The organism is Flavobacterium johnsoniae (assembly GCF_001879205.1).
Classification (GTDB): Bacteria; Bacteroidota; Bacteroidia; order Flavobacteriales; family Flavobacteriaceae; genus Flavobacterium; species Flavobacterium johnsoniae_A.
The window spans coordinates 142,577-168,843 of the sequence record NZ_MLFK01000007.1 but is presented as its reverse complement, the minus strand read 5'-3'; the positions used below and the strand labels follow the sequence as shown (position 1 = coordinate 168,843).

22 protein-coding genes are annotated in these 26,267 nt (G+C 32.5%); 7 read left to right on the top strand and 15 right to left on the bottom strand.

The genetic code is table 11. From position 1 onward, the window contains the following. Window positions 1–89 precede the first annotated feature (89 nt). The 6 genes from asnB (BKM63_RS12325) to BKM63_RS12300 all read right to left on the bottom strand — a co-directional run bounded on the left by asnB (BKM63_RS12325) (window position 90) and on the right by BKM63_RS12300 (window position 10,614). Entirely contained in the window at window positions 90–1,706 is a 1,617-nt protein-coding gene (asnB, locus tag BKM63_RS12325) for an asparagine synthase B (RefSeq protein WP_071636881.1), read from the bottom strand. Between the two features lie 310 nt (window positions 1,707–2,016). Then, window positions 2,017–3,693 (bottom strand): asparagine synthase B, encoded by a 1,677-nt coding sequence (gene asnB / locus BKM63_RS12320; protein WP_071636880.1) that lies wholly within the window; start codon window positions 3,691–3,693, stop codon window positions 2,017–2,019. A gap of 457 nt (window positions 3,694–4,150) precedes the next feature. Continuing rightward, entirely contained in the window at window positions 4,151–4,600 is a 450-nt protein-coding gene (locus BKM63_RS12315; RefSeq protein WP_071636879.1) for a hypothetical protein, read from the bottom strand. A 177-nt stretch (window positions 4,601–4,777) separates the two neighbouring features. Next, entirely contained in the window at window positions 4,778–6,532 is a 1,755-nt protein-coding gene (locus BKM63_RS12310; RefSeq protein ID WP_071637353.1) for a TonB-dependent receptor, read from the bottom strand. A 134-nt stretch (window positions 6,533–6,666) separates the two neighbouring features. Continuing rightward, window positions 6,667–7,530 carry a PhzF family phenazine biosynthesis protein gene (locus BKM63_RS12305; RefSeq protein WP_071636878.1) on the bottom strand — a complete coding sequence of 288 codons (864 nt, stop codon included), beginning with the start codon at window positions 7,528–7,530 and terminating at the stop codon, window positions 6,667–6,669. Window positions 7,531–7,599: 69 nt separating this feature from the next. Next, complete coding sequence (locus tag BKM63_RS12300) at window positions 7,600–10,614, bottom strand: tetratricopeptide repeat protein (protein ID WP_071636877.1); 3,015 nt, start codon at window positions 10,612–10,614, stop codon at window positions 7,600–7,602. Window positions 10,615–10,912: 298 nt separating this feature from the next. Here BKM63_RS12300 and BKM63_RS12295 point away from each other — a divergent pair, with 298 nt between their 5' ends. The 3 genes from BKM63_RS12295 to BKM63_RS12285 are packed head-to-tail and all read left to right on the top strand — an operon-like array spanning window position 10,913 to window position 13,410. Then, window positions 10,913–11,596: a cell division ATP-binding protein FtsE gene (locus tag BKM63_RS12295; RefSeq protein ID WP_071637352.1), complete on the top strand. Its 684-nt coding sequence runs from the start codon at window positions 10,913–10,915 to the stop codon at window positions 11,594–11,596. Further along, a complete protein-coding gene (locus tag BKM63_RS12290; protein WP_071636876.1) occupies window positions 11,596–12,483 on the top strand; it encodes a glycosyltransferase family 2 protein in 888 nt (295 codons plus the stop codon). The genes BKM63_RS12295 and BKM63_RS12290 overlap by 1 nt, the downstream gene beginning before the upstream one ends. Further along, window positions 12,484–13,410 (top strand): glycosyltransferase family 2 protein, encoded by a 927-nt coding sequence (locus BKM63_RS12285; protein ID WP_071636875.1) that lies wholly within the window; start codon window positions 12,484–12,486, stop codon window positions 13,408–13,410. On the opposite strand, the gene BKM63_RS12280 is transcribed toward BKM63_RS12285, so the two are convergent. Next, window positions 13,393–13,800, bottom strand: a complete 408-nt coding sequence (locus BKM63_RS12280; RefSeq protein WP_071636874.1) for a sugar 3,4-ketoisomerase — start codon at window positions 13,798–13,800, stop codon at window positions 13,393–13,395. The genes BKM63_RS12285 and BKM63_RS12280 overlap by 18 nt on opposite strands. Then, on the bottom strand, window positions 13,797–14,624 hold the full coding sequence (locus BKM63_RS12275; RefSeq protein WP_165608770.1) for a glycosyltransferase family A protein: 828 nt from the start codon (window positions 14,622–14,624) through the stop codon (window positions 13,797–13,799). Before BKM63_RS12275 ends, BKM63_RS12280 begins: the two co-directional genes overlap by 4 nt. Window positions 14,625–14,665: 41 nt before the next feature. Between BKM63_RS12275 and BKM63_RS12270 the strand changes: the two genes are divergently transcribed. Beyond that, window positions 14,666–15,796 (top strand): glycosyltransferase, encoded by a 1,131-nt coding sequence (locus tag BKM63_RS12270; RefSeq protein ID WP_071636872.1) that lies wholly within the window; start codon window positions 14,666–14,668, stop codon window positions 15,794–15,796. A 1-nt stretch (window position 15,797) separates the two neighbouring features. On the opposite strand, the gene BKM63_RS12265 is transcribed toward BKM63_RS12270, so the two are convergent. From BKM63_RS12265 to BKM63_RS12235, 7 genes are all read right to left on the bottom strand, one after another. Beyond that, window positions 15,798–17,126, bottom strand: coding sequence for a hypothetical protein (locus tag BKM63_RS12265; RefSeq protein WP_165608769.1), 1,329 nt, complete (start codon window positions 17,124–17,126; stop codon window positions 15,798–15,800). Window positions 17,127–17,432: 306 nt separating this feature from the next. Then, window positions 17,433–18,674, bottom strand: coding sequence for an O-antigen translocase (locus BKM63_RS12260; protein ID WP_071637351.1), 1,242 nt, complete (start codon window positions 18,672–18,674; stop codon window positions 17,433–17,435). A gap of 34 nt (window positions 18,675–18,708) precedes the next feature. Continuing rightward, the gene (locus BKM63_RS12255; RefSeq protein WP_071636870.1) at window positions 18,709–19,821 is read right to left on the bottom strand and encodes a DegT/DnrJ/EryC1/StrS family aminotransferase; all 1,113 of its coding nucleotides are present in this window, start codon (window positions 19,819–19,821) and stop codon (window positions 18,709–18,711) included. After that, window positions 19,818–20,768, bottom strand: coding sequence for a GNAT family N-acetyltransferase (locus tag BKM63_RS12250; RefSeq protein ID WP_071636869.1), 951 nt, complete (start codon window positions 20,766–20,768; stop codon window positions 19,818–19,820). The genes BKM63_RS12255 and BKM63_RS12250 overlap by 4 nt, the downstream gene beginning before the upstream one ends. A gap of 99 nt (window positions 20,769–20,867) precedes the next feature. Continuing rightward, window positions 20,868–21,470, bottom strand: coding sequence for a trimeric intracellular cation channel family protein (locus tag BKM63_RS12245; RefSeq protein WP_071636868.1), 603 nt, complete (start codon window positions 21,468–21,470; stop codon window positions 20,868–20,870). Between the two features lie 68 nt (window positions 21,471–21,538). Further along, complete coding sequence (locus BKM63_RS12240) at window positions 21,539–22,390, bottom strand: hypothetical protein (RefSeq protein ID WP_071636867.1); 852 nt, start codon at window positions 22,388–22,390, stop codon at window positions 21,539–21,541. A 130-nt stretch (window positions 22,391–22,520) separates the two neighbouring features. Beyond that, a complete protein-coding gene (locus tag BKM63_RS12235; RefSeq protein ID WP_071636866.1) occupies window positions 22,521–23,264 on the bottom strand; it encodes an RDD family protein in 744 nt (247 codons plus the stop codon). A 20-nt stretch (window positions 23,265–23,284) separates the two neighbouring features. Here BKM63_RS12235 and BKM63_RS12230 point away from each other — a divergent pair, with 20 nt between their 5' ends. From BKM63_RS12230 to BKM63_RS12220, 3 genes are read left to right on the top strand one after another with little or no spacing between them, the layout of a single operon-like run. Next, window positions 23,285–24,265: a stage II sporulation protein M gene (locus BKM63_RS12230; RefSeq protein WP_071636865.1), complete on the top strand. Its 981-nt coding sequence runs from the start codon at window positions 23,285–23,287 to the stop codon at window positions 24,263–24,265. A gap of 12 nt (window positions 24,266–24,277) precedes the next feature. Next, entirely contained in the window at window positions 24,278–25,045 is a 768-nt protein-coding gene (locus BKM63_RS12225; protein ID WP_071636864.1) for a DUF4129 domain-containing protein, read from the top strand. Further along, a complete protein-coding gene (locus tag BKM63_RS12220) occupies window positions 25,045–26,250 on the top strand; it encodes a DUF4350 domain-containing protein (RefSeq protein WP_071636863.1) in 1,206 nt (401 codons plus the stop codon). Before BKM63_RS12225 ends, BKM63_RS12220 begins: the two co-directional genes overlap by 1 nt. Window positions 26,251–26,267 lie beyond the last annotated feature (17 nt).

Sequence of the window (26,267 nt, the reverse complement as noted above, 5' to 3'; positions counted from 1 at the left end):
AAAGGTTCATTTCGGTTTATATTTTTGAAAATTCTAATCCGTTTGCGGCCTTAAAAGCCATCAGGATTAAAATTGGAAATTATTTTTTTTTAAACAGCTACTCCAGATTTTACACTTTCGAAATTTCCTTGTAAATGAGCCGCATTTGCTCTTCCGCTTGGATCAAGATTTTCCTGCCATTTCGGAATCCATTTACGAACAGTTTGTGCCGCACTGACCTGAGGATAATATTTATGAAAAATGGATCTGTAATAATAAGCTTCTTTTGTTGTTGGTGTATTGTATGGAAATTCTGCACTAGCTCCGGCCAATTGCTCATCTGTAACTTGCGCCGAACAATATTCGATTAATTCATCAACCCAGTTGTATCCAACTCCATCTGAGAATTGTTCTTTTTGACGCCATAAAACCTCAGCAGGCAGATAAGCATCTTCTGCTGTATCAAACGCTTTTCTTAAAATGTATTTTTCAACTCCATCATAAGTTTTAGGCTGCTTTTCTTCCGTTTTAATTCTAATGGTTACATCTAAAAATGAAGCATCCAAAAATGGTACTCTGGCTTCTATTCCGTTTGCCATTGTAGTTTTATCTACACGAAGTAAATCGGCTGTAAAGAGCTTTTGAACTCTTTCTATTGTTTCATCCTGAAATTCTTCTGCCGATGGTGCATTTCTAAAATACAAATGACCGCCGAAAATTTCATCGGCTCCTTCTCCCGAAAGAATTACTTTTACTCCTTTTTCACTTATTGCTTTAGACAATAAATACATTGGAACTCCGGAACGTACCGAAATAATATCATAGGTTTCGATATGCGAAATCACTTTTTCCAGAACTGATACGCCTTCTTCTACCGTAAAATGTATTTCATGATGATCTGTACCTAAGAATTCTGCTGCTTTTCTGGCCATCACATTATCAGGTGCATCTGCATCTAAACCGATAGAAAAAGAGGGTAATTTTTTACCACTTTCTTTTAATAATCGTGAAGCAATTGACGAAATCAACGAGGTATCTAAACCTCCTGATAAGATAACTCCAACCGGAACTTCACTCATTAAACGTTTACGTGTTGCCTCGATTAAGCTTTCTCTAATCAAACTTAAATCCAGAGCCTGTACTGCGTTTTTATGATCTTCGTATTCTGGATGGTAGTATTTTACAAAACCGCTTTTTGCTGTGTAATAATGTCCCGGAGGAAAAGTCGAAAATGATTTGCATTGATCTGCAATAGATTTCATTTCTGAAGAAAAATAAATTCTTCCTCTTTCGTCTAGACCATAATATAAAGGCTTTACCCCAATTGGATCACGACCAGCGATATATTTGTCTCCGTCGATAATTACGAAAGCAAAATCACCGTCAAGTTTATTACAGAAATCATATCCAAATTCTTCATACAAATGCACAATAACTTCTGAATCAGATTTTGTTCTGAATGTATGATCTTTTAAAACTGTATCTTTTAATTCCTGATAATTATAGATTTCCCCATCATGAACCATCCAGGCCTTGTTTGTTCCCTGAATAGGCTGTTTCCCCGAATTTAAATCGATAATAGATAAACTTTCATGACAAAGTACACTTCCATTTTCCATAATATGTAAATCACTTTCATCAGGGCCGCGATGCGACATTCTTTCAGAAAGCTCTTTTACAAGCTGTGGGTCTTTTCCTTTACCTATAACGGCCAATAATCCAGACATACTATTCTATTTTTTATTTTTTATTCTTCTGTGTTTGGCCAAAATAAGCTTAACATTAAAAAATCATTAAAAATTGATGTTAAAAGCAAAACTAAATATTATTTTCTGCTTTCCTAAATTTTCAATGCTAAATATTATCGGTTTAACTTTTTTTGGCTAATGCCAAATATAAAAAAAGTAAGTTAATTAATTACCGAAAAAAAATTATAAACAACTGAAATCTAGAATTTAACAATTTTAGACAAGAAAGACGTTCTTAAAAAAGAACGTCTTTCTGCAATATATATACTAATTCTAAAATTTAACTTATTTAAGCTTTTACATAAGCATCGTCATGAACACTTGCTACTGCTCTTCCTGAAGGATCATTCATGTTTTTGAATGCTTCATCCCATTCTAAAGCGATTTTTGTACTGCAGGCAACACTTGCTTCCTGAGGAACGCATAACGCTGCTGCATCACTTGGGAAATGTTCTGTAAAGATCGAACGATAGTAATACTCTTCTTTTGAAGTTGGAGTCTGTAATGGAAACTTAAATCTAGCATTTGCTAATTGTTCATCCGAAACTTCTCTGGCTACCACTTCTTTCAAAGTATCGATCCAGCTGTATCCTACTCCATCAGAAAATTGTTCTTTTTGTCTCCATGCTACACTTTCAGGAAGCATATCTTCAAAAGCTTTACGAACCACCCACTTTTCCATCGGATGTTCTTTGTTGATCATTTTATCCTGCGGGTTAATGCGCATGGCAACATCCATAAATTCTTTATCTAAGAAAGGAACACGTCCTTCGATTCCCCATGCAGCTAAACTTTTGTTTGCACGTAAACAGTCATACATATGAAGTTTTCCTAATTTACGAACGTTTTCTTCGTGAAATTCCCTTGCGTTTGGCGCTTTGTGGAAATACAAGTATCCTCCAAACAACTCATCTGCACCTTCACCTGAAAGAACCATTTTGATCCCCATTGACTTGATAACTCTTGCCATTAACCACATTGGAGTCGAAGCTCTTACTGTAGTTACGTCATACGTTTCTAAGTTGTAAATTACGTCACGAACCGCATCTAATCCTTCCTGAATTGTAAATTTGATTTCGTGGTGAATAGTTCCAATATGATCTGCTACTTTTCTTGCTGCAGCTAAATCAGGAGAACCTTCTAAACCTACAGAGAAAGAGTGTAATTGCGGATACCAGGCATCTGTAGTATCATCTGACTCAATACGTTTTTGAGCAAACTTTTTGGCTACAGCCGAAGTAATAGAAGAATCTAAACCTCCAGAAAGTAAAACTCCGTAAGGAACATCACTCATTAATTGTCTGTGAACCGCAGCTTCAAGTGCTTTTTTGATTTCCGGAATACTTGTTTCGTTGTCTTTTACAGCATCGTAGTCTACCCAGTCTCTTTTGTACCATTGTACAAATTCACCGTCTTTGCTTGATAAATAATGTCCTGGAGGAAATAATTCGATTTTTGTACAATATCCTTCCAATGCTTTCAATTCAGAAGCTACGTAGAAAGTTCCGTGTTGATCCCACCCAATATACAATGGAATAATTCCCATATGGTCGCGAGCCACAAAATACTCATCTTTATCCACATCATAAATTGCAAATCCGAAAATTCCGTTCAATTCATCAACAAAGCTTACTCCTTTTTCTCTGTATAAAGCTAAAATAACTTCGCAGTCACTTTCGGTTTGAAAGTTATATTTGCCTTCAAATTGTTTACGCAGGTCTCTGTGATTGTAAATTTCACCATTTGCAGCCAAAACCAATTTTTTATCTTCTGTAAATAAAGGTTGTTTTCCTGAAGCTGGATCTACAATTGCCAAACGCTCATGAGAAAGAATAGCCTTATCATTACTGTAAATTCCGCTCCAGTCCGGTCCGCGGTGACGAATGATTTTAGACATTTCTAATACTTGAGGTCTTAAAGTCTCGGCTTTTTGTTTTAGATCAAAGGCACATACAATTCCACACATAATTTTATATTTTAACTATTAAATTTTATTTTGATAGGGCAAAGATGCGGTATTGGTTACAATTGAAAAACACAAAACCTAATTTCAGTTATAATTCAAAAGCATAAAATTGTTTTTACATATAAAATGTAAAATTTTAGCTTTAAAAAAAGGGCTAAACTTATAAATTTCAATTTTGAAGGCAAAACACGTGTAAAAACTAATGTTTTAAAGAAATTTTTGAATTAAATTTCATGATATTTAAATATTCATGAAAGATCCACAAGCAGAGTAGAAAAAACTGTTAGGAAATTATTTTATGTTTAATATCTACCTGCCATTTGATTCAATAAAAAAATGCTCCATTGGAGCATAATATTTATAGCAAATTATCTACGCTGTGATTTCAAGCTCCATGGGTTATTCAACTTTGCCAAAGTTTAAAACTTTGGCAAAGTTCTTAAAAAGACTTAAGCTCCTATTCAACACTTTGAATAGTATAATGCGTTTTATTAATCTCAAACTGAAATCCAGCTTTGTTACCCATTAAATGATTTCCTAAAGGCGACTGCGGAGAAAGCGCAATAACATTTATACCATCAATTGTAATTTTAGGAAGTGCAACGCTTACGTATAAATAAATTCCGTTTGCTTTTACTAAACTGCCGGAAATGATATTTTCTGTTACTTTGACTGGATCAATTTTATCCAGAACTGCTTTTTGAGCAATCGCTTCTTTGAGTTTATTGGTTAGTTTTTCCTGCTCAATATGCATCATCGACAAGGCTGTCTCGTGCTTGTCGCCGGCTGAACCTTTTGCATCATTTTTAGAATCTTCTGTCAATCCCGAAATCATGTCTTTAAAAACATCTATTCGATCTTGAACCATTTGTAGGTAATGAGAGTGTATTTTTTGCTTGAAGTTCATTTTATTGATGGTGCTGAGATTCTAGGTTACAAAGATGCAAAGGTTTTTGATTATGCAAAAAAAATTAGCCACGAATTCACGAATTTACTCCAAAAAATTCACGAACTCATGGCTAAAAAAAAGGCACTTTTTATATTCACATAATTTTTGTGCCTCTATGTCATTACAGCGAAAACTTTAAAAATCGAATTTATAATTTCCTCCTACTAAAACCTGGAATCCCTGAACCGGGTAGTTCAGCCATCTTTCGTAAGCCTGATTTCCAATATTATTTAATTTTAGAAAGAAAGTCAAACGCTCGTTGTATTTGTATCCTAAATGCGCATTGGCATCAAAATAGCTTTTTAAAGTCGTGATAACCGGATCAACACCTGAATTTAAATTAGACTGCATGTCTTTACGCTCTCCAACATAGAAAATATTAAACCCGGCATACCATTGCTTAGTAATATTAACGTCTAAAGTCGAACTTAATTTCATCGAAGGTAAATTCCATGCTTCAATTCCGTTATCTGTATTGTAACTATTAAAAGTTCCGTTGATTCCAAAAGAAACATTTCGAGAAAAATCAGCTTTTAATTCTCCGTAAAAACGAAAAGTTCTTATATCCTCATAAACAACATTCATAGAGTTTCCAAAAGCATAATTCTGGTTCGAAAAATCTTCTGTATAATCATTGCTTTTAAACAATGCTTTATCTTTTTCATTTAAGTAAGAAGCCGTTAAATTGTAATTGATATTGTTTGCCAATTTACCTTTTAATCCGGCAAAAACATTATACTGTGTACTGCTTGGACGCATATTTAAAGTTGGAGACAAAAATGGATTATCGGTTACAAAATCAGCATACGAATTCTGGTTTAATCCACCGTTTACTCCTGTATAGAAAATCATCAAATCACCCACTAATTTATATGATGCATTTACTTTTGGATAGATATAAAATTTATTACCGCTGTTTTCAGAATCCAGAGCATAAAACAAACCTGCTCCTAGTTCTAATGTCCAATCATTTTCAGTCACCACAAAACTAGGTTCGATCCCGAAATTTGTTAAACTGTATTTTAATGGTTCAATATTATCCCAGGCATAATTATGTTTAAAAGAACCGCTCACATGATCTATAATAACATTTGTATTAATAGCCTGATCCATAACATCCACTTTAAAAGTCGGCTTTAGGTAAAAACGATTTTCTGAAGAAGAAAAACTATCTGAAAAATGTGTAAATCGCGTTGAAATTTTACTAAAAATACTTTCCGTAAATTCAGCATTTCCGCCTAAAGAAATAGTATTATAAGAATGATTTGGGTTAATTCCTCTAATTAAATCCTCCTGTGTTGCCGGAGGCAGGGTCATTCCAAAATCCGCTGGTAAACCATACCAATTATAAACCTGATTTTGATAGCCAGCATCAATTCCCCAAGACATATCGCGATTATTCTGTCCGTAACCAATGTTTAAACCCGTGTCATAAAATTCATCATTCAGGTTCACATCTTTTATTCCTCCCTGTGAAGAATGATGACGCAGCATTCCGGCTAAATAATCATTGTTTCCTAAATCCTGCGTTACAAACAATTCAGCATTTAAGGTTCCGTAATTTCCAACTCCAAGCGTTGCATAATTATTAAATAATCTTTCTTTTTTAGATTTATCCACACCTTGGGCATTTCCTTTTGAAGGCGTAAAAGTCGATGCCACCGGAACAGATAAAATACTATATTTTATAGTTTCTTTCGGCTGGTTTCCGGCATCGTCCAGCGAAGGCGTTTCTTTCACTTTAAAAGCATCAGATACTGTTGGCGAATAAGGTTTTACCACGTTTACCGTTTCAGTTCCAATACTTTCATTTTTCTTTTGCGAAAACGAAAGCTGGCAGACAAATAATACTAATAAAACGATGATTTTATTTCGGCAATTAATTTTCATATTTCTTTTGTTTTGTAAAAATTTATAGTGTGAGATGTAAGTTGTAAAATGTGACATTTTAAATACCCCGCTCACTTTTTCACTTTTAAATTTTACAATTATCTAATTTTCTAATTTTCTCAATTTTCTAATTTCTACGCTTCCCATTCCCCTTTGGCAACAAACTGAGCTTGTCCGCCAATATTAATATCAAACTGATCCTCCGTTAATTTTCCTTTAAAATAAATCTGAGACGGACGGCCTATGTAATCACCCTGATAATTAACCAATTCAAATTCAGGTTTATGATATTTTAACAGGAACGCCTGAAGACAGGTACTTGCACTTCCAGTCGCAGCATCTTCTACTAACTGATTGTGCTCAATACACAGCATTCGGCTAAACATTTTAGAACCTTCCAAATAATAAAAGTACAAGCCTCTGTGCGATGTTTTACAATTTTTTTTCAGCCATTCGTCTGTTTTATCTTTATCCAAAACCAAATTTTCCAACGCTCTTTTACTGCTTAACCCCACCATTACAAAGGCACTTCCGGTTGTTACTTCCTGAATTGGAAATTGATTCTCAAAATCTTCTTTTTTCAGATTACTGAAGAATGTTATGTCTTCTTTCGAAAAAACATCCCAAAACTTCGGCTGTGCTGCTTTTAACCAAATCAAACTTTCTGACTGATTAATTTTAATTGGCCCGATTGGAACATTCAATGTTATATTCTCAGGCGAATTATCAAATATCTTATTAATCAAAACCCATGAAGTTCCAATTATAGGATGGCCTGCAAACTGCATTTCCTGAGACGGTGTAAATATTTTAATTTCGGCTTTATTGTTTTCTTTATCCAGTTTGGTAATAAAGGTGCTTTCAGCGAAATTTATCTCACGGGCAATCTGCTGCATTTCTTCTGAACTCAAATTCTCAGCATCTAAAAAAACCGCCAGTTGATTTCCTGCATATTTTTTATCGGCAAAAACATCAACTATATAAAAAGGTAAACTCATAACTTGTAAAATGTGTTATGTGAGATGTAAAATGTAAAGACATTAAACGTTTCACTTCTAACTTATAACTTATTTATTAATTGACGAATTCGTTTTAGACTCTTCTAATTTAATCGCACTCAACTCTTTTTTAGCTTCTTCCACAACATCCGGATAATCTGTAAAATTGTTAATTACGTTATCTAAAATATAAGTTGCCTGGTAGCTGTCTTTTAATCCGTAGAAATTTTTCGCCATTAAAACCAATCCTTTTGCCCCATAGTATTTGTAAGCAGAATAGCTTTTTGCCAGTTTTTGAACCGCAGTATTCGAAGCTTCAAATTTTCCTTCTTTGGTTTTAAAATAGGCATCATAGTACAATGCTTCGGCTGCCAACTCTCCTTTTGAAGTTGTAGACAGTTTTGCATAAGCTGTTTTTGCCTTATCTTCATTTCCTGTTTGAATTGCCGCACGTGCTACGATAATCTGAGCATCGGCTTTTACGTTGGCATCAGCTTTAGGATTAGCTAATACTTTGTCTGCTGCAACAACCGAATTATCATAATCCTTTTTGTCATAATAACATTTCATCAGGTTGGCCTGAGCGAAGTTTTTGTTTTGAGGATAATCGGCTTCGTTTTCTAAACGAACTAAAACCGGAATCGCTTTATCACAATCTTTGGCTTTTAAGTAAATCTGAGCCAGTCTGTTTAAAGCCTGTTCTGTAAATTCACTTCTCGGCTGATCGATTACATACTGATAATTAGTAATTGATTTTGTTTCTGAACCTTCAGTATAATATAATTGTGCCAAGTAAAAATTAGCTTCTAACGCATGTAATCCGGAAGGGAATTTGCTCACATAACCCGCAAAACCAGTAACCGCTGCTTTGCTGTTGTTTTGGCTGTATTGTTTAAAAGCTGCATCATAAGTATCGTTATCCAATTCAGCATCTGTAACTGAAACGAAGTCTAAAGTCTTAACCCATGTTGCATATTCATCTACTCTTCCAGAATCAACATAAATTAATCTTGCTGTAGAAACGGCTTCAAGAGCTTCCGGTGTTTTTGGGAACTCAGCCGCTACTTTTTTAAATTTGGTTAAAGCCTGTTCATCACGATCAGAATTATAGTAGATCAAGCCTTGTTTTAAAATAGATTTTGAAGTAAACGAACCGTTTTTGTATTCTGAAATTAACTGATCGTAAGTTTTAAGCGCCAGATCATTCTTTTTATCTGCTACATAAGTATTTCCTAACTCATATAAAGCATCGTCACGATATTCTGATTTTTTATACATTTTAAGAAAATTATTCAGCTCACTGATTTTCTGATCGTTTTTCGACATAAATCCGTAAGAAAGTGCTTTTTGAAACTGCGCATAATCAGCATCAACACTATTTGAAGCCATTGCTTTTCCGTAAGCTTCCATTGCCTGAGCATATTTTGAACTCACAAAACGCGAATCTCCTAAACGCAGATACGAATCGTTTAAACGTACTTTATCTTCTTTATTATTATCAATTTGAGCCTGAAACGAGTTAGCAGCCTGATCGTATTCTTTCAGTTTAAAGTAGGTGTAGCCAATATTGTAATTGATGTTTTTATATTCGTCAGTCGATTTAGCCGCAGGAAGTCCGGCAAATTGCTTATAAGTTAACAATGCATTCTGCATATCGTCATTAAGATATTCTGTTTCTGCTTTCCAGAACGTGGCACGGGCAGTAAATTCAGGCGTTTTTTGTTCGCTTACTGCGCTTTTAAACATTTTTCCTGCTTCGGTATAATTCGATTCGTTATATAATTCTACTCCTCTGTAAAAAAGCACTTTTTGATAAGCCGCTTTATTCTCTGCCGATCTGTTTTTTTCTAATAAAGCCAAAGCCTCTTTGTAGTTTTTAGTCGAAATATAAGAGTCAACTAAAAGCTTCTCTACTTCTGCCCTGCTTGAATTGTTTGGATACTTTTTTAAGAAATCAAGCAAAATTCCGGGAACGGTTTGATAGGCATTTCCAATATCATAACTCACTTTAGCATAATTTAAAGCAGCATCTTCCTGAATCTGTGCATTAAAATCCATTTCAGATGCATTCTTAAATGCGTTTAACGCCTCTTGTTTTTTACCTGTATTTAAATACGCCAGCCCTAAATGGTAGTATGCATTTTGTGCCACGAAATCTTTTCCTTCAATAATTTTATTGAATTGAGAAATCGCTTTTTCGTAGTTTTTCTGCTCATAATAGGCGTAACCTAACTGGTAAAAATCGGTATTATTCCATTTTCCTTTTTTACCAGCGTACTGCTCTAAATAAGGAATCGCTTTGTCGTATTGTTTTAAATTGAAATAACTTTCACCAATAATTTTATTCAGTTCCGATTTTTCCATTTCATTGGATTTCGCCATTGCTTTTTGGCCTAAATCAATTGCTTTTTGGAAATTTCCGAGTTTAAAATTCATGTCGGCCTGATAATACGAAAGCTTTTCTTTGTACTTTTCTTCGCCCGAAACTTCATCAAAATATTTCGTTGCTTCTTTATAGTCGTCGCCTTCATAGGCCATAAACCCTAAATAATACTTAGCTTGAGAACCATATTCAGGAGAGTTCACCACTTTGTTGAAATAAGTCGTTGCTTCTTTCTTCTTTTTAGCATTAAAATAACTGTATCCTTTCTGGAAATTAAATTTATCCGATTCTGATTTGCTCATGTAACTTTCGTCAACTTTATCAAACCATTGCAGTGCTTTTGGATAATTTCCCTGCTCAAAGAAATATTGTGCAACTTCAATATAAGCCTGATTTTGTTTGGTGCTTGTTGGATAATCCTCCACGAATTTTTCCATTAAAGCATCCGCATTTGCCTGATTGGTTCTAATTGCGCAATTGGCAATGTAGTACGCACAGTCTGATTTAACCTCTTCAGTTTGTGCATTATTTTTTACATATTCAAAGATATGTTGTGCCGAAGCGTATTGTTTATCATTATATAAAGCCAGTGCTTTGTCAAAATCCTTTAAATCGTAAGTATAAATAGCTGATTTTTGTGCCGAAACTATGGTCGAAGTAAGGATAATTTGGAATAAAAAGAACCAGGAAAGTCTATGCATTTTAGTTATATTTAGTATTCAAATTTATCATTTTATACCGTTTATAACGAAACGTTTCTTGAATTTATTATGAATATTTTTTTAAACAATGAACATTTAGTTACTTCAAACAATTCATATAAGTTATATAAGTAATTATAAGCTAGATGATTTTAGCATATTAACTAAAATGAACTTGTATAACTTACATGGATTAAATTTTCAATCCTTTTCCTAGAACTTTTCTTAAGAAATGATTGAAATTTATTTTGAATCCAATCGTTATCTTATTACTTTTACCATTCAAATCAATTTTATTATGTCACAAACCGTACTATCTCTCAAAGAAGTCACTATATATCAAGAAGGAAGAAAAATTTTATCTCATATTAATCTGGATGTACAACATGGTGAATTTATCTACATCATTGGTAAAACAGGTTCTGGAAAAAGCAGCTTTTTAAAAACTTTATACGCAGATTTACCTCTGACAGAAGGTGAAGGCCATATAGTTGAATTTGATTTGGCAACTTTAAAAGAGAAAGATATTCCGTATTTGAGACGTAAAATCGGTATTGTTTTCCAAGACTTTAAATTACTTCCGGATCGTTCTATCAAAGATAATATGCTTTTTGTTTTAAGAGCAACCGGCTGGGTTGAAAAAGAGGCTATGGAGCATAAAATAGACGAGGTTTTAGACAAAGTGGGCATGAAAGATTTTGTAAACAAAATGCCTCATCAGCTTTCTGGAGGAGAGCAACAGCGTGTAGCAATTGCAAGAGCCCTTCTTAACGACCCGGAATTTATCTTAGCCGATGAACCTACAGGAAACCTTGATCCACAGACAAGTTCTGAGGTTTTAGAGGTTTTAAAAACAATCAATGCCAATGGTAAAACTGTTATCATGGCTACTCACGATTATGCTTTGTTAATGAAATTCCCATCTAAAACATTAAAATGTGAAGATGAAAGAATTTTTGAAGTGGTGCAAAGAAGCGTGTAATGCTTTCCATTTTAATTCCGGTTTATAATTATGATGCATTTTCATTAGTCGAAAAACTGCATAATCAAGCCGTGGAATTAAATATCGCTTTTGAAATTATTTGTCTGGATGATGCCTCGGATATTTTTACGACTGAAAACCAAGGAATTAACCAACTAAAAAAAGGCAGATTTGAAATTTTACCAAAGAATATCGGACGCAGTGCAATTCGGAATTTATTAGCTGAAAAAGCGCTTTATGAAAATTTACTTTTTCTTGATGCCGATACATTTCCTGTTCACGAGAATTTCATTTCAAATTATATTTCAGAAATAAACAATGCTCAAAAAGTAGTATTTGGCGGTATTGTATATGAAAACAAAAAACCCGAGAAAGAACATCTTCTACGCTGGATTTATGGTAAAAAAAGAGAGGCACTAAATGTATCTGAACGAAAAAAAAATCCCTCAGACACTGCATTGGTTTCAAATTTATTAGTAAAAAAAGAAATTCTTGCTCGTTTTCCTTTTGATGAAACCGTCACACGATACGGCTACGAAGATTTACTTTTTTTCTCAGTTTTAAAATCAAATCAAATCACGATTACGCATATCGAAAATCTGGTTTTTCATCTCAATTTAGAAACTTCGGTTCTGTTTTTAAGCAAAACAAAAACGGCATTAGAAAACCTGTTTTTTCTTGTTTCTTCAAATAAAATAGCTAAAAATCAAAGTAAAGTTGCCACATCGTTTTTTCTTTTAAAAAGAGTAAAACTGGTTTCTGTTTTTACTTTCTTTTTTAAGAAATTAGAATTAAAAATCGAACAGAATCTAACTTCAGAAAAACCGTCACTTTTTTTATTCGACTTATATAAATTAGGCTATTATTCTTTTTTAAACTCAAAATAAATGGCTTTTTTTTCTATCATAATTCCGTTGTACAACAAAGAAAATTTTATCGAAAATACGATACAAAGTGTGTTGAGTCAGACTTTTCAGGATTTTGAAATTATTATAGTAAACGACGGATCTACAGATAAAAGCGAAGAAAAGGTTTTACAGTTTAAAGACGATAGAATTCGATATTTCAGCAAAAAAAATGAAGGCGTTTCTCAAACCAGAAATTTTGGTTTAACAGAATCAAATGCAGATTTTGTTGCCTTTCTGGATGCAGATGATTATTGGTATCCTCATTTTCTGGAAACCATGCATCATTATTGCACATTTTTTCCAAAACAAAAAGTTTTTGCTTGTGCTATAGAAATCGAAACTTCAAAAAAGACATTTCCTGCACAATATTCCATACGCAAAACGGGCGATTTTGAGTTTGTAAATTATTTCCGTGCAAGTAATAAAGAATCTGTAATTCTGACTTCGGCAGCCGTTTTCAGGAAAAGTATTTTTAAAAAAACAGGCATATTTGATCCCGAAATAAAAAGCGGACAAGACACCGATTTATGGATTAGAATTGGAATTATTTATCCCATTTTATTTATTTGGAAAATATTGGTGCGCTACATACATGATGAAAATAGTCTTTCGAAAAACGCGTCTTTAATGCATTCTAAAATGGATTTTTCAAAATTTGAAGAACTCGAAAAAACAAATCCCGATCTTAAATATTTTTTGGATTTAAACCGATTTTCATTGGCTGTAAAAAGTAAATTAACGCATAATGAAAACCAATTTAATTATTATTACAACGGAATTAATCTAAAAAAATTAAGCTTTAAAAAGAGATTTCTTCTTAGCCTTCCCTCAAGTTTATTGCAAATTTTAATTGGATTAAAACTTAAATTGGCAGAAATTGGATTAGGATCATCTGTTTTTAAATAATTTAAACTCCTTATATTCACGTATATAATCGTTCTCATTAAATTCATCTGAAGCCAAAACCAAACAAACAGCGCCTGATGAAAAATTTTGTAATTCACGCCAAATACCGTTTACTATAAGTAAACCTAAATTAGGTTTATTCAACGTTTCAGTTTTTATCGATTTCCCATCTTTAAGAACAACATCAAAACTGCCGCTCAAAGCAATCAAAAGTTCGTGCTGTTCTTTATGGGCATGCCCCCCTCGCCTGCTCCCGCTTGGCACATCATATAAATAATATACTCTTTTTGAAACAAATGGAATTGTACTTCCTTCAATAACTGAGAGATTTCCTCTCCTATCCTGAATTTTCGGAATTTCAATTAATTGAATATCGGCATTTGTGGTCATATTTTGCTTTTGGTTAATTCCTTGAATTTTGAAATTCCGTTTACCCCTGTTTTAATTTTTTTTTGTATTTCTGATATTTTGATGCTTTTTCTTCTGATTAGAAAAAAAACATATTTGATAAGCCAAACATAAGCAAAATTGTGGTAAAGCTTATAAAACAAAGCCGATCTGCCGTAAATTATGGAATCTGAGCCTTCATTTTTTCCCGATGAAAATTGCGGATGCGAAACGATAATTTCAGGATTAAAACTAATTTTTAAGTTTTGGCTTAAACCCGATTGTAAAAACAAAACCTCTTCGGCGGTTTCAAAAAAAGAACCAAGTCCGAAGTTTTCATCAAAAGAAATATTACTCCTCTTTATATCATTTAATTTAAAAGCAATTTCGATTGAACTTACATTCCAGATACTTTCCTTATTGTGTTCAAAAGTTTTATTTTGCTTTTTTTGTGGTTCAGAATCTCCAATTCTTACATGATTAAAGGTAATAATGCTGGCTTTTAAATCTTTTTCGAAAGCAGAAAGAATCCTCATTTTTAAATTTTCTGTAAAAATGACATCATCATCTGTAAAAAGGCAAATATTTTTTGAAGCGTTCTGAATTGCTTTATTGCGGCTTTTAGACAAGCCTTTTTCATTGGCATTTAAAACTCTAACCGAATCAAAATCAGATTGTAAAATGGCATTTTCGGTTTGATTTACAATCAATAAATTAAAAGTTGAAAAATGTTCATGCGGAAACATTGGATGTAAAAAATCTAAATTGCTCCTATCTTTGGTCGCAATTAGAATTTCAAAATCATTTTCAGAAAAAACATTTAACATTTTCATATATATTTACGTAAATATAAATATTTCCCGCAGAAATGAGAATACTCTTGGTAGGAGAATACAGCCGATTACATAATTCTTTAAAAGAAGGATTAGAAGCCTTACAACACGAAGTTTCGATTATTGCAACGGGCGATAATTTTAAAAAATTTCCTGTTGACTATTCTATTCACCCAAAGTTTTTTCTGGACAATAAATTTTTAGTTTTTTGCAATAAAGTTTTCTTCCGAATTTTTAAAACCGATTTACAATTAGCCGAAAAAGGAATTCGCTTTTGGTTTTTACTTCCAAAATTAAAAAACTACGATGTTGTACAATTAATCAACTCGAATGCGATTGAAACCTATCCGTTTTTTTCTAAATTTTTATTGAAAAGGCTTTTCAGACAAAACAAAAAAAGTTTTCTTTTGGTTTGCGGTGAAGATACGCCGATTATTGATTTTTTATTAAAAGATGAAGTAAAATATTCGATTCTGACACCACTTTTACAAAACAAAAAATTAGCGCCTAACTATCATTTTTCATTAAAATATACCCGTAAAAACTATCGGGATTTATATGAATTTGTAAGCAAAAAAGTAATCAGAATAATGGTTTCTGATTTAGATTATAAACTACCGTTACCTGACAAAATCTTAATTCCAAATCCAGTAAATATTGATAAAATTAGTTTTGAGCCCATAGTTATTTCTCAAAAAATAATCATTTTTGCAGGGAAAAATAACAGCAGCGCTATTAAAAAAGGAACTGCATTTTTTGAAGAAGCCCTTTTGATAATTCTAAAAAAATACGGCCCAAGAGTTGGTATTATAAAAGTCGAAGATGCGCCGTACAAAGAATACATCACCTTGTATAATCAGGCTCATATTTTACTTGATCAGGTTTATGGTTATGATCAGGGTTACAACGCACTCGAGGCAATGGCAAAAGGAAAAGTTGTTTTTACAGGAGCCGAAAGTGAGTTTACAGAACATTATAATTTAACCGAAAGGGTTTGTGTAAATGCGCTGCCGGATGTTGATTATCTAGTAAACGAATTGTCGTTTTTAATTGAAAATCCCGATGAAATTACTGCCATAGGAAAACGTGCAAGAGCTTTTATTGAGAAAGAACACCATTATATAAAAATTGCTCAAAAATACCTTGATACATGGAATTTGCAATAAACTAAACTACAAGTTTTTTTCTCTTATCCAGAATATTGTCCCTGATAAATAAGATAACAACAAGCATCATTATATATTCAAAAGGAAAACTGAATCTTGAATTGCCGCCATACGTAACTAAAGCCTGAAGTACAGAGGTTAGAAAAATAATCGTAGTAAAAAGAAGCTCTTTTGTGATGCGGCGATTCTTGAAAAACAAAACAAAATGGTACGGAATTAAGAACACAAAAAAGACTTTAAAAAACCAAGTTAATATAGTCTGAAAAAGCCAAATTCCTAAAAATATTTTATTTACAAAAGGAAGCGAAAAACTATTGTAATCCCAATATATTTTTGGTTTCCAGAAATCAAACCATGATCTAAAAATAACTTGCTTTACATATTCTAACGGATTCTTTTTTATCGTTGCTTTAGCATAACCGCCAAGTTCTGCCGAGAGTACAGCAAAATTACCGGCTGTTTTGGGCAGTAAATCACTTTGAGCATCCCAGATTGTCATGGCGATATCCGTTTGAAGATGAGATGGTAATTTGCTGTTTTCTTCTATTAATTTATCTCTGTGTTTTGCATAAACTAACCCAATCCACTTATATTCGGGCGTTGTTTTTTCAGCAAAATAAACGCAGTTTTGAGATAAATTTAGACCAAAAAATGTAGTGGATACAAAATAACCCGTATTTATTTTATTGACATACGACCAGCCAAAATATGAGATTAGGGGAAACAGCAGCAGCATTAATTTAGAGCTTATAATCTTTGAGATTTTAAAACGCTTTACCACACTAAATCCATAAATAACAAACGGAATAAAGGCATAAAAAGGTTTAATTAAAACGAGCAAACCAAGAATTACCGCCACTGTAAAATCCCTTTTTAAACTTTTATTTTCTAAGTAATCTGCTGATAAATAAAAGAATAATACCGAGATAAAAAAGAGCGTTAAAGATTCTACCAATATTATTCTTTCATAAAAATGAATTTGAAGAAAACTTTGTAAAAAAAGCGTAATGTACAATGCCGTTTTTGAATCAAAATTTAAATTTTGAATTGTTTTAAACCAATAAACAGAAGTTACAATTCCTAAAACAACCTGATATATGACAGTTAATGCTGTAGACCCAAATGCTAAAGCAATAAATAATGGATATCCGGGAGTTCTTTCTCCATTGTAAAAACTGAGATCAAAATTTAGTATTTTTTGGGCTAGAAATAAATATCCTTCAGAATCAGGAAACAGGGTTACGTGAAAATATAAAATCGATAATAAAAGACGAAATAGTAATCCTACGCAGATTAAAACTCTAATTTCTTTAGTAAAAAATGGATTCAAAAATTTAATATTTAGCATTTATAAAAATAGAATTGAAGGCGTTTAAATTTCATCCTTAACAAATATAACTTCAACCAGTTGGGTGTATTTAAAACATATAGTCCCGAAGCTTCGGGATAGATTTAACACTCTCGAAAAAGCGTTTCACTTATTTAGAGGGCTATGTGTTAGAAACCAGTTTCTTTTTTATATTCTTTTCTACAAATAAAATCTATGTTAAATGTTTTTTCTTTTTTTGATAATTACAACCAACAGTTAACTTCAATAAAAGAAAAAATAGTACAAATCATCGAGATCTGGTTTTATTTAAATCAAGCTTTTTCTAAAATAAATCGCTAACACCACAAAATAAAGAAAGTTATCAAAAGCCTGAGCCATAACCATTCCTTCTATTCCATAATAATCTACAAAAAGCAGACTCAAAAAATACAAGGTACCAAGAGAAAACAATTCTGAAATAATAAAGGCTTTCGTCAGCTTTTTGGCAAAAAACTGGTAGCCCAAAATTAAGGAAGCTACTTTAAAAACATCACCCGTTAGCTGCCAGAAAAAAAGTGTTGTTACGGGCAGAAATTCTTTGGTAAACAATAATTGAATTATGAAATAGCGGTTGCAATAAATTACAAATAAACCAAGGCAGAAAACAGGCAAGATTGTTTTATAGAACTGCCAAAAAATGAATTTCGTTTGGGTACTATCCTGAGCTTTTGAAAGTTTCGGCAAAAAATAAACGGTTAGAATTGTGCTTACAAAGAGTAAATAATAAGACGAAATTCGCGTCATCGTTTCCCAAAAACCGGCTTGATCTAATCCTAACTTTTCAATAAGATTATTTCGAACGGCTAATAAAACTATTGGACCTAAAACGGATGAAACCAAAGCCATTAAAGAATAAGGCAGTAAGTTTTTTATAATTGTAAAATCATACCATCGCAGACGAATAATTTTTAGAAATTTAATTTCTTTCTCCACAAAATAAAAAGTGACAAAAAATAATAACGAAGGCGTTATTACAATGGCTAATAATGCTCCTAAAGTGTGGAATTTTAATATCATTACAAGAGAAACCAGCAAACCAATTAAGTTTCCTATAATGTTGACCCAAATTACTTTAGTAAATTTGCTTAAGCCATTTAATACTGACAGCAAAAAAACAGATACGGTATACCATGGTAAAGCAAGTGCCAAAACTTTAAATACCAAAGAATTATCTGCATTGTGTTCTAAAATTCTATCGTTCCAAAAAGAAGCAAAAAAATACAAAACACCACTTAAAACAAGAACAACACAAATTAAAGTAACAAAAACTGTCGCTATTATTTTTTTTAATTCGTCTTCATTCTTTTGATTTTGAGCTATATATTTTACTATTCCGTTTTGAAAACCTAATATGGAAATGCTTTCTAAAGAAGTTAAAAAATTACGAAGATTGCCTACTAAAGCCATTCCTCCAGGTCCAACAAAAATGGCCAGTATTTTTGATGTTATTAAACCAATACCTATTTTAAGTCCTACGCTAAAGCTGTTTAACGAAGTAATCTTAAACAAAGTAGAATTGACTATTTTTTTTAATATCCCCAAATTAATATCTATTTAAAACGGCAATAATAAAATCAATTTCTGAATCTTTTAAAACCGGACTCATTGGCAGACTTAAAACTTCATTGTGAATTTTCTCTGTTATAGGGAAAGACAAAGTATTCCATTCCGAAGTTTCGGGAGAAAAAGCTTTTTGTTTATGGGGCGCCACAGGATAATGAATAACGGTCTGGATATTATTTTCAGCTAAATATTGCTGCAATTCATCTCTGTTATTTGTTCGGATAACAAACAAATGAAAAACATGGTTATTTGATAAATCCCAAAAAGGCAGTTCAATTTTATCGTTTTTTATTTCAGATAAATATCGTTTTGCAATTACTCTGCGTTTATCATTATCGGCATCTAAGTTTGGTAATTTCAAGTTTAAAAATGCCGCCTGAAGTTCATCTAATCTCGAATTTATGCCTATATATTCGTTGTAATATTTTTTTTCTGAGCCGTAATTTCGAAGCGAAAAAAGAACTTTTGCCAGTTCAGTATCATTTGTTGTAATCGCTCCTCCATCGCCCAAACAGCCGAGATTTTTTCCAGGGTAAAAACTGTAGGCAGATGCTGCGTTTGAATTATGAATTGTTAATTGTTGATTGTTAATTATTCCGTGCGATTGTGCCGCATCTTCAACAACAATCAACTTATTTTTTACGGCAATTTCATTTATTTTGTCCATTTCAGCCAGTTGTCCGTAAAGATGAACGGCTAAAATGGCTTTGGTTTTTGAAGTAATTTTCTCCTGAATTAAATCAGGATTAATATTGTACGTTTTCAATTTTGGCTCGACCAAAACCGGAATTAAATCGGCTTGTAAAATAGCCAGAATACTTGCGATGTATGTATTTGCGGGAACAATTACTTCATCACCTTTTTTGAGTTTTCCGAGTTCGATATAACCTTTAAAAATCAAAACCAAGGCATCAAAACCATTTCCTACTCCAATACAATATTTTGATTGACAATATTCGGCGAAAGACTTTTCAAATGTTTCGACTTCTTTTCCTAAAATGTACCAGCCGTTATCTAAAACTGCTCTCAGTTTTCCCTGAAAGGCGGTTTCATACGGTTCGTTAATTTTTTTAAGATCCAGAAATGGTATCATTTTATATTGAGTTTATAAAAATCCTGATTGTAAACGGTACAGCCTAATTCTTCTTTTTGTTTTAAAAGACCGGGATGATAACCCAATTCGTTATCTTCATTAACAATTCCCATATCAAAAAACTGCTTGCCTTTTCGCTTATATTTATGAATCAAATTAATAAATAAAAAGTCAAGCGCCCTAACTTGTTCTCCTTTTTCGGAGGTAGCACCATATTGCGATTTTACAACGTTTTTTGTTTCAAAAAGAGTTATTCCGGCAATTATCTCGTCATTTTGGTAAACAGAATACTGCCTTATATTTTCTGGAAATCTGCTTTTTAAAAGCGCTATTTCTTCTTTTGAGTGAATGGGTTTTACATTGAATTTCTCTAACAATCTTGGTTCCAAAACTTCATTCCAAAATGGGTTAAAATCTTTTTCCTCAATTATATCTAAATCCAGATTTTCAATTCTTCTAAAATGTTTCATTTTACTTTTAGAAATCCTGAGAGGCAGGTTTAAATTGACGGCCAGATTCATTTCTTTTCGATCTAAAACGGCTCCTCTTTTAAATAAAAAGAAATCCATTTCATTATTTCCTTCGGGTAAATAAAAACCGGGAATTGGTTTATAATAGAAAGTTTCAATTGCGTTTTCTTTAAAAAAAACCAAAACCGAATCTAGAATCGATTCGATTTTTTCTCCGTTTAATTTAGGCAGAAAAACCAATCCGCCATAAGTAAGTCCTTGATGAGAATGAATGGCATTTCCTTGTTTATTGGCTGGAAGAATGGCCTTTAGTTTTTCTTCTTCAAAAATTAAAAGTGAAAAATCTTCAAAACGATCTTTGTGATATTCCATAAAATCACGGTGAAATAAAAACGCTGCATTTTTGGCCTGACTCACAAAATCATTCCATAATTTATAATCGTTTTGATCGTATTTTTTTACTGTCAGGTTTTTCATTTTCCGGCCACAGATTTTTATGATTTAAATGATTTTTCTTAAGCTTAGGCAAAAAATCTCTTAGGCTGTTTAATCTGCAGCTAATCTCTTTTCTACATCTTATTTATGCTCAAAAGCCGGCAGATACCATTTGTATTTTACGGCCAGTAAACGAACTGAAATTATTATAACCGAAGTTACAAGATACAGGACATCATCTTCTAAATTTAATTTCTTGAGTGCAAAAAATACGATTCCGCCAAAAATACAAATCGTAGCGTAAATTTCTCTTCTAAAAATGGTTGGAATCTCCGTACATAAAATATCCCGGATTACACCGCCAAAACAAGCTGTCATGGTGCCCAGTGCTACGCAGATTACGGGATGAAGACCTGTTAAAATCCCTCTTTCGAGACCAATTAAAGTAAAAACGCCTAAACCAATTGTATCAAATAAAAACAATGAAGTTCTTAGTTTATCAAATTTTTTTCTGAAAATAATAGCCAGAAAAAAACCTAAAATAATGACATAAACATATTGCAGATTCATCATCCATCCCACCGGAGTTCTTCCAATTAACACATCACGAAGCGTTCCGCCTCCTACTGCCGTAACAAACGCAATAATAAAAACCCCAAACGGATCCAGTTTTTTATGCATTGCCGTTAAAGCGCCGGACATTGCAAAAGCCATTGTGCCGATAATATCTAATAAGTGAAACATTTTTTTAGGTGCAAAGATTTAAAGCTGCAGAGATACAAAGATTAAATTAATTGCAACTCCTCTATTCGTTATTTTTTTGTGTAAATAGGACTTCTTTTTAATAAATAAGAAATAGAATCAATCCAGCTGTCTTTTACTGCCAAAAATGGTTTACGGGTTTGTGAATATATTTTTGAAGTATTTTTATACATATCAAAATAAACGGTATAATAATAATAAACCTGTGTATTGGCTGTTGTAGTCGATATGTCATTAGTTTTTACTTTTTTATTATTGTCGCTTATTTTTGCATTTCCACTGTTGTAAGTAGTTGCAGTGGTGCCGGAATTCATGGTATAAGAAACTTTTGCCGCTACAATATTATCAACTCCAAGTATTTTCTCAAGATCCTCAATCGGTGTTTCGTCAATGTTGTTATGATCAATTCCCGCTTTATGAAGCAGGCTGTTTGTTGTTCTCAAATCCTGAACCGTTAAAGGAAAAATATTGGATGATTTATCAAGCAGCTTATTGTAAAGATCGTTTTGAGCGAATTTTGCCATATCCTCTGAGCTTTCCTGAGTATCTGAATTTAAATAAGGAACAGGAAGAACCGCAATGGTATTTTGCTTAATTTCAGACGCTGCTACAATAGTCGAAGAACCGGAAGAGGAAGAATTATTTCCTGCACTTACATCAAAAGTCTGCGAACGCCCGCTTGCAAAATCAATTTTAGCGATTTGTGAAACATCTAGAGAAATTACCAGAGTTTCGCCCGGAAGAGAATATTCTACAGTCTTGTCAGATACCTTACTAATAGTACATTCAATAATCTGATAATCTCTTTTTATAATTTTGTCCAGTTTTTTACCGCTTTGCGCAAAACTTAAAACCGAAACAAACAACATTAATATTACAGCAGTTATTTTTTTAAGTATCATAATATCTTAGTTTAATTTTTCTAATGTGGATTTTAGTCTGTTATTTTGAAAAACAAGTATGTTAAAATTATAAAATTTAAACGATAATAACGTCAAGAAAAACATTTAAATAACCTTACGTTCTTTTAAATTACATATGCTGTGTATAAAAATTGTAATCTTTTAAAACCACCCTGATAAAATCAGAGTTATTTCCGGATTGATTTTTAATTCCGGTTACGCTCTCAATTTTAGCAACCAGCTTAAAAATGATTTCATGATCGTTTTTTGCTATGGCTTTATGATACGTTTCCTTAATAATTCGCATATCGTTATCAGATAATTTAATGACCAAAGGATAAGTAGGCACATACGCTTCTCCAATTTCTTCGAGAATTGTATGACTGATATTAATTTTATTTTTGAGCGTAATTACCGCTGTTCCTGCCGCCATATCGCCCAAACGCTGGCCTTTTTTGCTAGAAACAATAGCTATTAAAGCAACAAGTCCGTAAAACAGAGTAAAATCAATTATCCTAAAAAACCATCGCATTAAATAATCGCCAAAACCTGCCTGATATCCATCTATTTTTACGACTTTTATCTTCACAAGTTTTTTACCAAAAGATTGTCCTTCAAAAATACTTTCTAAAGTTATGGAGTAAATGATCAGTGGAAAATAAAGTATCAAAAATATGGAACCCCGAGACCACGGATCCAGCCCATCAAGTACTTGTCCAAGGTTAAGCCAGTAAAAAACAATTAAGGAAACAACAATTATGTATGAAAGTTTAATACCTAAATCTATAAAATAAGCTCCTAAACGCTCGCCTACTGTGGCAGCGATAAAATTTATTTTGACATTTTGTGTTGTATTAATAGATAATTCTGACATATTTTATATTTTAGCCCTCAATGAGAGAAGTTGCATTTATAAAACAAAATAAAGAAAAATGGCTGGAATTTGAGCTAGCTATTTTTGGTAAAGCTAAGAAAAATCCTGACGAATTAGCTAATTTGTACATTCAATTAATGAATGACTTGTCGTACGCGCAGACTTATTACCCTAAGAGTAAGACTGTTATTTATTTAAATCACCTTGCTTCACAGATTTACCAAAAAATTTATAAAACCAAACGCACGGAAAAAAACAAGATTGTTGAATTTTTCAAAACCGAAGTGCCTTTGCTGCTCTATGATTACAAAAGATATCTACTTTACGCTTTTGTATTGTTTTTTGCTACGGTAGCAATGGGAGTCGTTTCTGCACGTTACGATCAAAACTTTGTTCGTTTGATATTGGGCGATGATTACGTCAACATGACTTTAGAAAATATCAAAAAAGGAAACCCGATGGCCGTTTACGGATCAGGATCAAACTGGGGGAGCTTTATAGGCATTACCATGAACAACCTTTTTGTGGGAGCAAGATGTTACTTATATGGCATTTTTGGCGGTATTGGCACATTTTACATTTTTCTTCAAAACTCCTTAATGCTGGGTTCTTTTCAGTATTTTTTTTATGAGCAGAATGTATTTTGGAAAAGCGTTCGCGGTATCTGGATCCATGGTTCGATGGAAATTTTTGCTATTGTAATTGAGTCTGCGGCCGGATTTATTTTAGGTGCTTCTATCTTGTTTCCTAAAACTTTTTCGAGAATGAATTCTTTTAAAATTGGTTTTAAAAATAGCTTTAAAATATTTTTAAGCACTTTTCCTTTTACAATAAGCGCCGGATTTCTCGAAGGTTTTATTACCAGATATTCGATTGATATGCCAAATTGGTTAAGTAGTCTTATCATATTGGTAACTCTTGGAATAATTTCATTTTATTACTTAGTTTATCCCTACATTGTTCACAAGAAAATACAAAAACTATCAGCCAAATCGAATTAATAAAAACCAGTAATGAATAGAATTTTCTTTATTTTATATTTTCTTTTCTTCTGCGGCATTTCGAGTGCGCAGGATTCTTTGCTGACGGAAGACCCTCCAAAAATTACTTCAGTAAAATATACCGAAAAAGATATTCAGATTGATTCAGAATCAGTTGAAGCAAAAACTTTCTCTAAAGATTATCAAAAGAAATATACAGACGATGATTTCGTATATGAATACAAAGCTCCGGAAAAAAATCTTTGGGATCGTTTTAAATACTGGCTTGCAAGCATTTTTAGAAAATTATTTTCTTTTAGCGACCCGCAGGCTTCTTTAAATTTTGTGGTTATACTTCTGCGTGTCCTTGCCGTTATCGTAATTATCCTCGTAATTTATTTAATAGTACGAGCCATAATCAATAAAGAAGGCCAATGGATTTTTGGAAAAAATGCAAACAAAAGAACTGTTTATTATTCTGATCTTGAAAAAAACATTCACCTTTTAGACTTTGAAAAACTTATTAAAGAAAGCCTCGAATCCGGTGAAAAACGTACTGCCATAAGATATTATTATTTATGGCTTCTAAAAACAATGGCGCAGCATAATTATATTGAGTGGGATATTGAAAAAACAAATTCAGATTACTTGTACGAGCTTCAAAATCCAAAACATAAAGAAGAATTTACATACTTGTCTTATCTGTACAATTACATTTGGTATGGCGAATTTGAAATTGACAACGCCACTTTTAACAAAGCCGAAAATAGATTTAAGAATGCTTTAAAAACCTTTAGCTAATGAGTAAAAGTATTAAAATATACATAGCTGTACTGGTTTTTATTCTAATCTTAATTTTAATTGGAGATTACAACAAACAAAAACCAATAGACTGGCGTCCCACCTATTCTGTTAATGACAAAATCCCTTTTGGATTATATGTCTTTGACAAAGAAATTGGAGGCATTCTTAAAAAACAAAAAATTGAAAGAATTTCTAATGTCACTCTATACGAATACTTAGACTCAAAGTACGATGACGATACTTTAGTCGAAACATATAATATACAAGGAACTTTTGTCAATATTTCCCAGGAAAATAATATAGACGATCAGTCGATAAAAGAACTAATGTATTTTGTTTCGCACGGAAATAATGCTTTTTTAAGCATGGCAAATTTCCCTAAACCTTTATTAGACAGTTTAAAATTTGAATATTCAGCTAACTTGCTGCAAACTGAAAATGCTGCAGTTTGGATGGCTAATAAAAAAGTAAGTTCAAAAGCATATAAATCAACAAGCAATATTGCTGATTATTTTTCTAAAATAGATACACTAAACACCACTGTTTTAGGATATCAGGGAAATCCCAAAAAGAAGAAGAATATCAATTTTATAAAGGTTCCTTATAAAAACGGATACTTCTTTTTGCATATGTATCCTGTTGCTTTTACAAATTACAATCTGCTTAAAAAAGATCGTTACCAATATGCCGAAAATGTGTTATCGTACATCCCAAAAGGAAATATTTTTTGGTACACCAAAACACATTATAACGAAAATATTTCCGACTCTCCGCTTCGCTATATTTTAAGTCAGCCAGCCTTAAAATGGGCTTGGTATTTATTCTTAATCGGCATGTTGATTTTTATGATCTTTAATGCCAAAAGAAAACAGCGAGTCGTTCCTATATTACAGCCACTATCTAATTTGACCATTGATTTTACCAAAACAATTGGAAATCTGTATTATCAGGAAGGCGATCATAAAAATATAATTGATAAAAAAATCATTTATTTCTTAGAAAAAATTAGAACCGAATATTTAATCGACACTTCAAAACTAGATGATGAGTTTATTAAAAAACTACAGCATAAAACCGGGAAAGAAGAAAAAGATATTCAGGAACTTATATTTTTAATCAATGAACACCGTAATAGTTACCACGCCAGTATTGAGGAAGATTTAATACGGATTAATAATGCTATAGAAAAGATTTTACATTAAATAAAAACATCTGCCAA

Bases quoted from the DNA above. Each gene is read 5' to 3' on its own strand.
- asnB (WP_071636881.1), bottom strand. From the start codon at position 1,706: ATGTCTGGATTATTGGCCGTTATAGGTAAAGGAAAAGACCCACAGCTT.
- asnB (WP_071636880.1), bottom strand. From the start codon at position 3,693: ATGTGTGGAATTGTATGTGCCTTTGATCTAAAACAAAAAGCCGAGACT.
- BKM63_RS12315 (WP_071636879.1), bottom strand. From the start codon at position 4,600: ATGAACTTCAAGCAAAAAATACACTCTCATTACCTACAAATGGTTCAA.
- BKM63_RS12310 (WP_071637353.1), bottom strand. From the start codon at position 6,532: ATGAAAATTAATTGCCGAAATAAAATCATCGTTTTATTAGTATTATTT.
- BKM63_RS12305 (WP_071636878.1), bottom strand. From the start codon at position 7,530: ATGAGTTTACCTTTTTATATAGTTGATGTTTTTGCCGATAAAAAATAT.
- BKM63_RS12300 (WP_071636877.1), bottom strand. From the start codon at position 10,614: ATGCATAGACTTTCCTGGTTCTTTTTATTCCAAATTATCCTTACTTCG.
- BKM63_RS12295 (WP_071637352.1), top strand. From the start codon at position 10,913: ATGTCACAAACCGTACTATCTCTCAAAGAAGTCACTATATATCAAGAA.
- BKM63_RS12290 (WP_071636876.1), top strand. From the start codon at position 11,596: ATGCTTTCCATTTTAATTCCGGTTTATAATTATGATGCATTTTCATTA.
- BKM63_RS12285 (WP_071636875.1), top strand. From the start codon at position 12,484: ATGGCTTTTTTTTCTATCATAATTCCGTTGTACAACAAAGAAAATTTT.
- BKM63_RS12280 (WP_071636874.1), bottom strand. From the start codon at position 13,800: ATGACCACAAATGCCGATATTCAATTAATTGAAATTCCGAAAATTCAG.
- BKM63_RS12275 (WP_165608770.1), bottom strand. From the start codon at position 14,624: ATGTTAAATGTTTTTTCTGAAAATGATTTTGAAATTCTAATTGCGACC.
- BKM63_RS12270 (WP_071636872.1), top strand. From the start codon at position 14,666: ATGAGAATACTCTTGGTAGGAGAATACAGCCGATTACATAATTCTTTA.
- BKM63_RS12255 (WP_071636870.1), bottom strand. From the start codon at position 19,821: ATGATACCATTTCTGGATCTTAAAAAAATTAACGAACCGTATGAAACC.
- BKM63_RS12250 (WP_071636869.1), bottom strand. From the start codon at position 20,768: ATGAAAAACCTGACAGTAAAAAAATACGATCAAAACGATTATAAATTA.
- BKM63_RS12245 (WP_071636868.1), bottom strand. From the start codon at position 21,470: ATGTTTCACTTATTAGATATTATCGGCACAATGGCTTTTGCAATGTCC.
- BKM63_RS12240 (WP_071636867.1), bottom strand. From the start codon at position 22,390: ATGATACTTAAAAAAATAACTGCTGTAATATTAATGTTGTTTGTTTCG.
- BKM63_RS12235 (WP_071636866.1), bottom strand. From the start codon at position 23,264: ATGTCAGAATTATCTATTAATACAACACAAAATGTCAAAATAAATTTT.
- BKM63_RS12230 (WP_071636865.1), top strand. From the start codon at position 23,285: ATGAGAGAAGTTGCATTTATAAAACAAAATAAAGAAAAATGGCTGGAA.
- BKM63_RS12225 (WP_071636864.1), top strand. From the start codon at position 24,278: ATGAATAGAATTTTCTTTATTTTATATTTTCTTTTCTTCTGCGGCATT.
- BKM63_RS12220 (WP_071636863.1), top strand. From the start codon at position 25,045: ATGAGTAAAAGTATTAAAATATACATAGCTGTACTGGTTTTTATTCTA.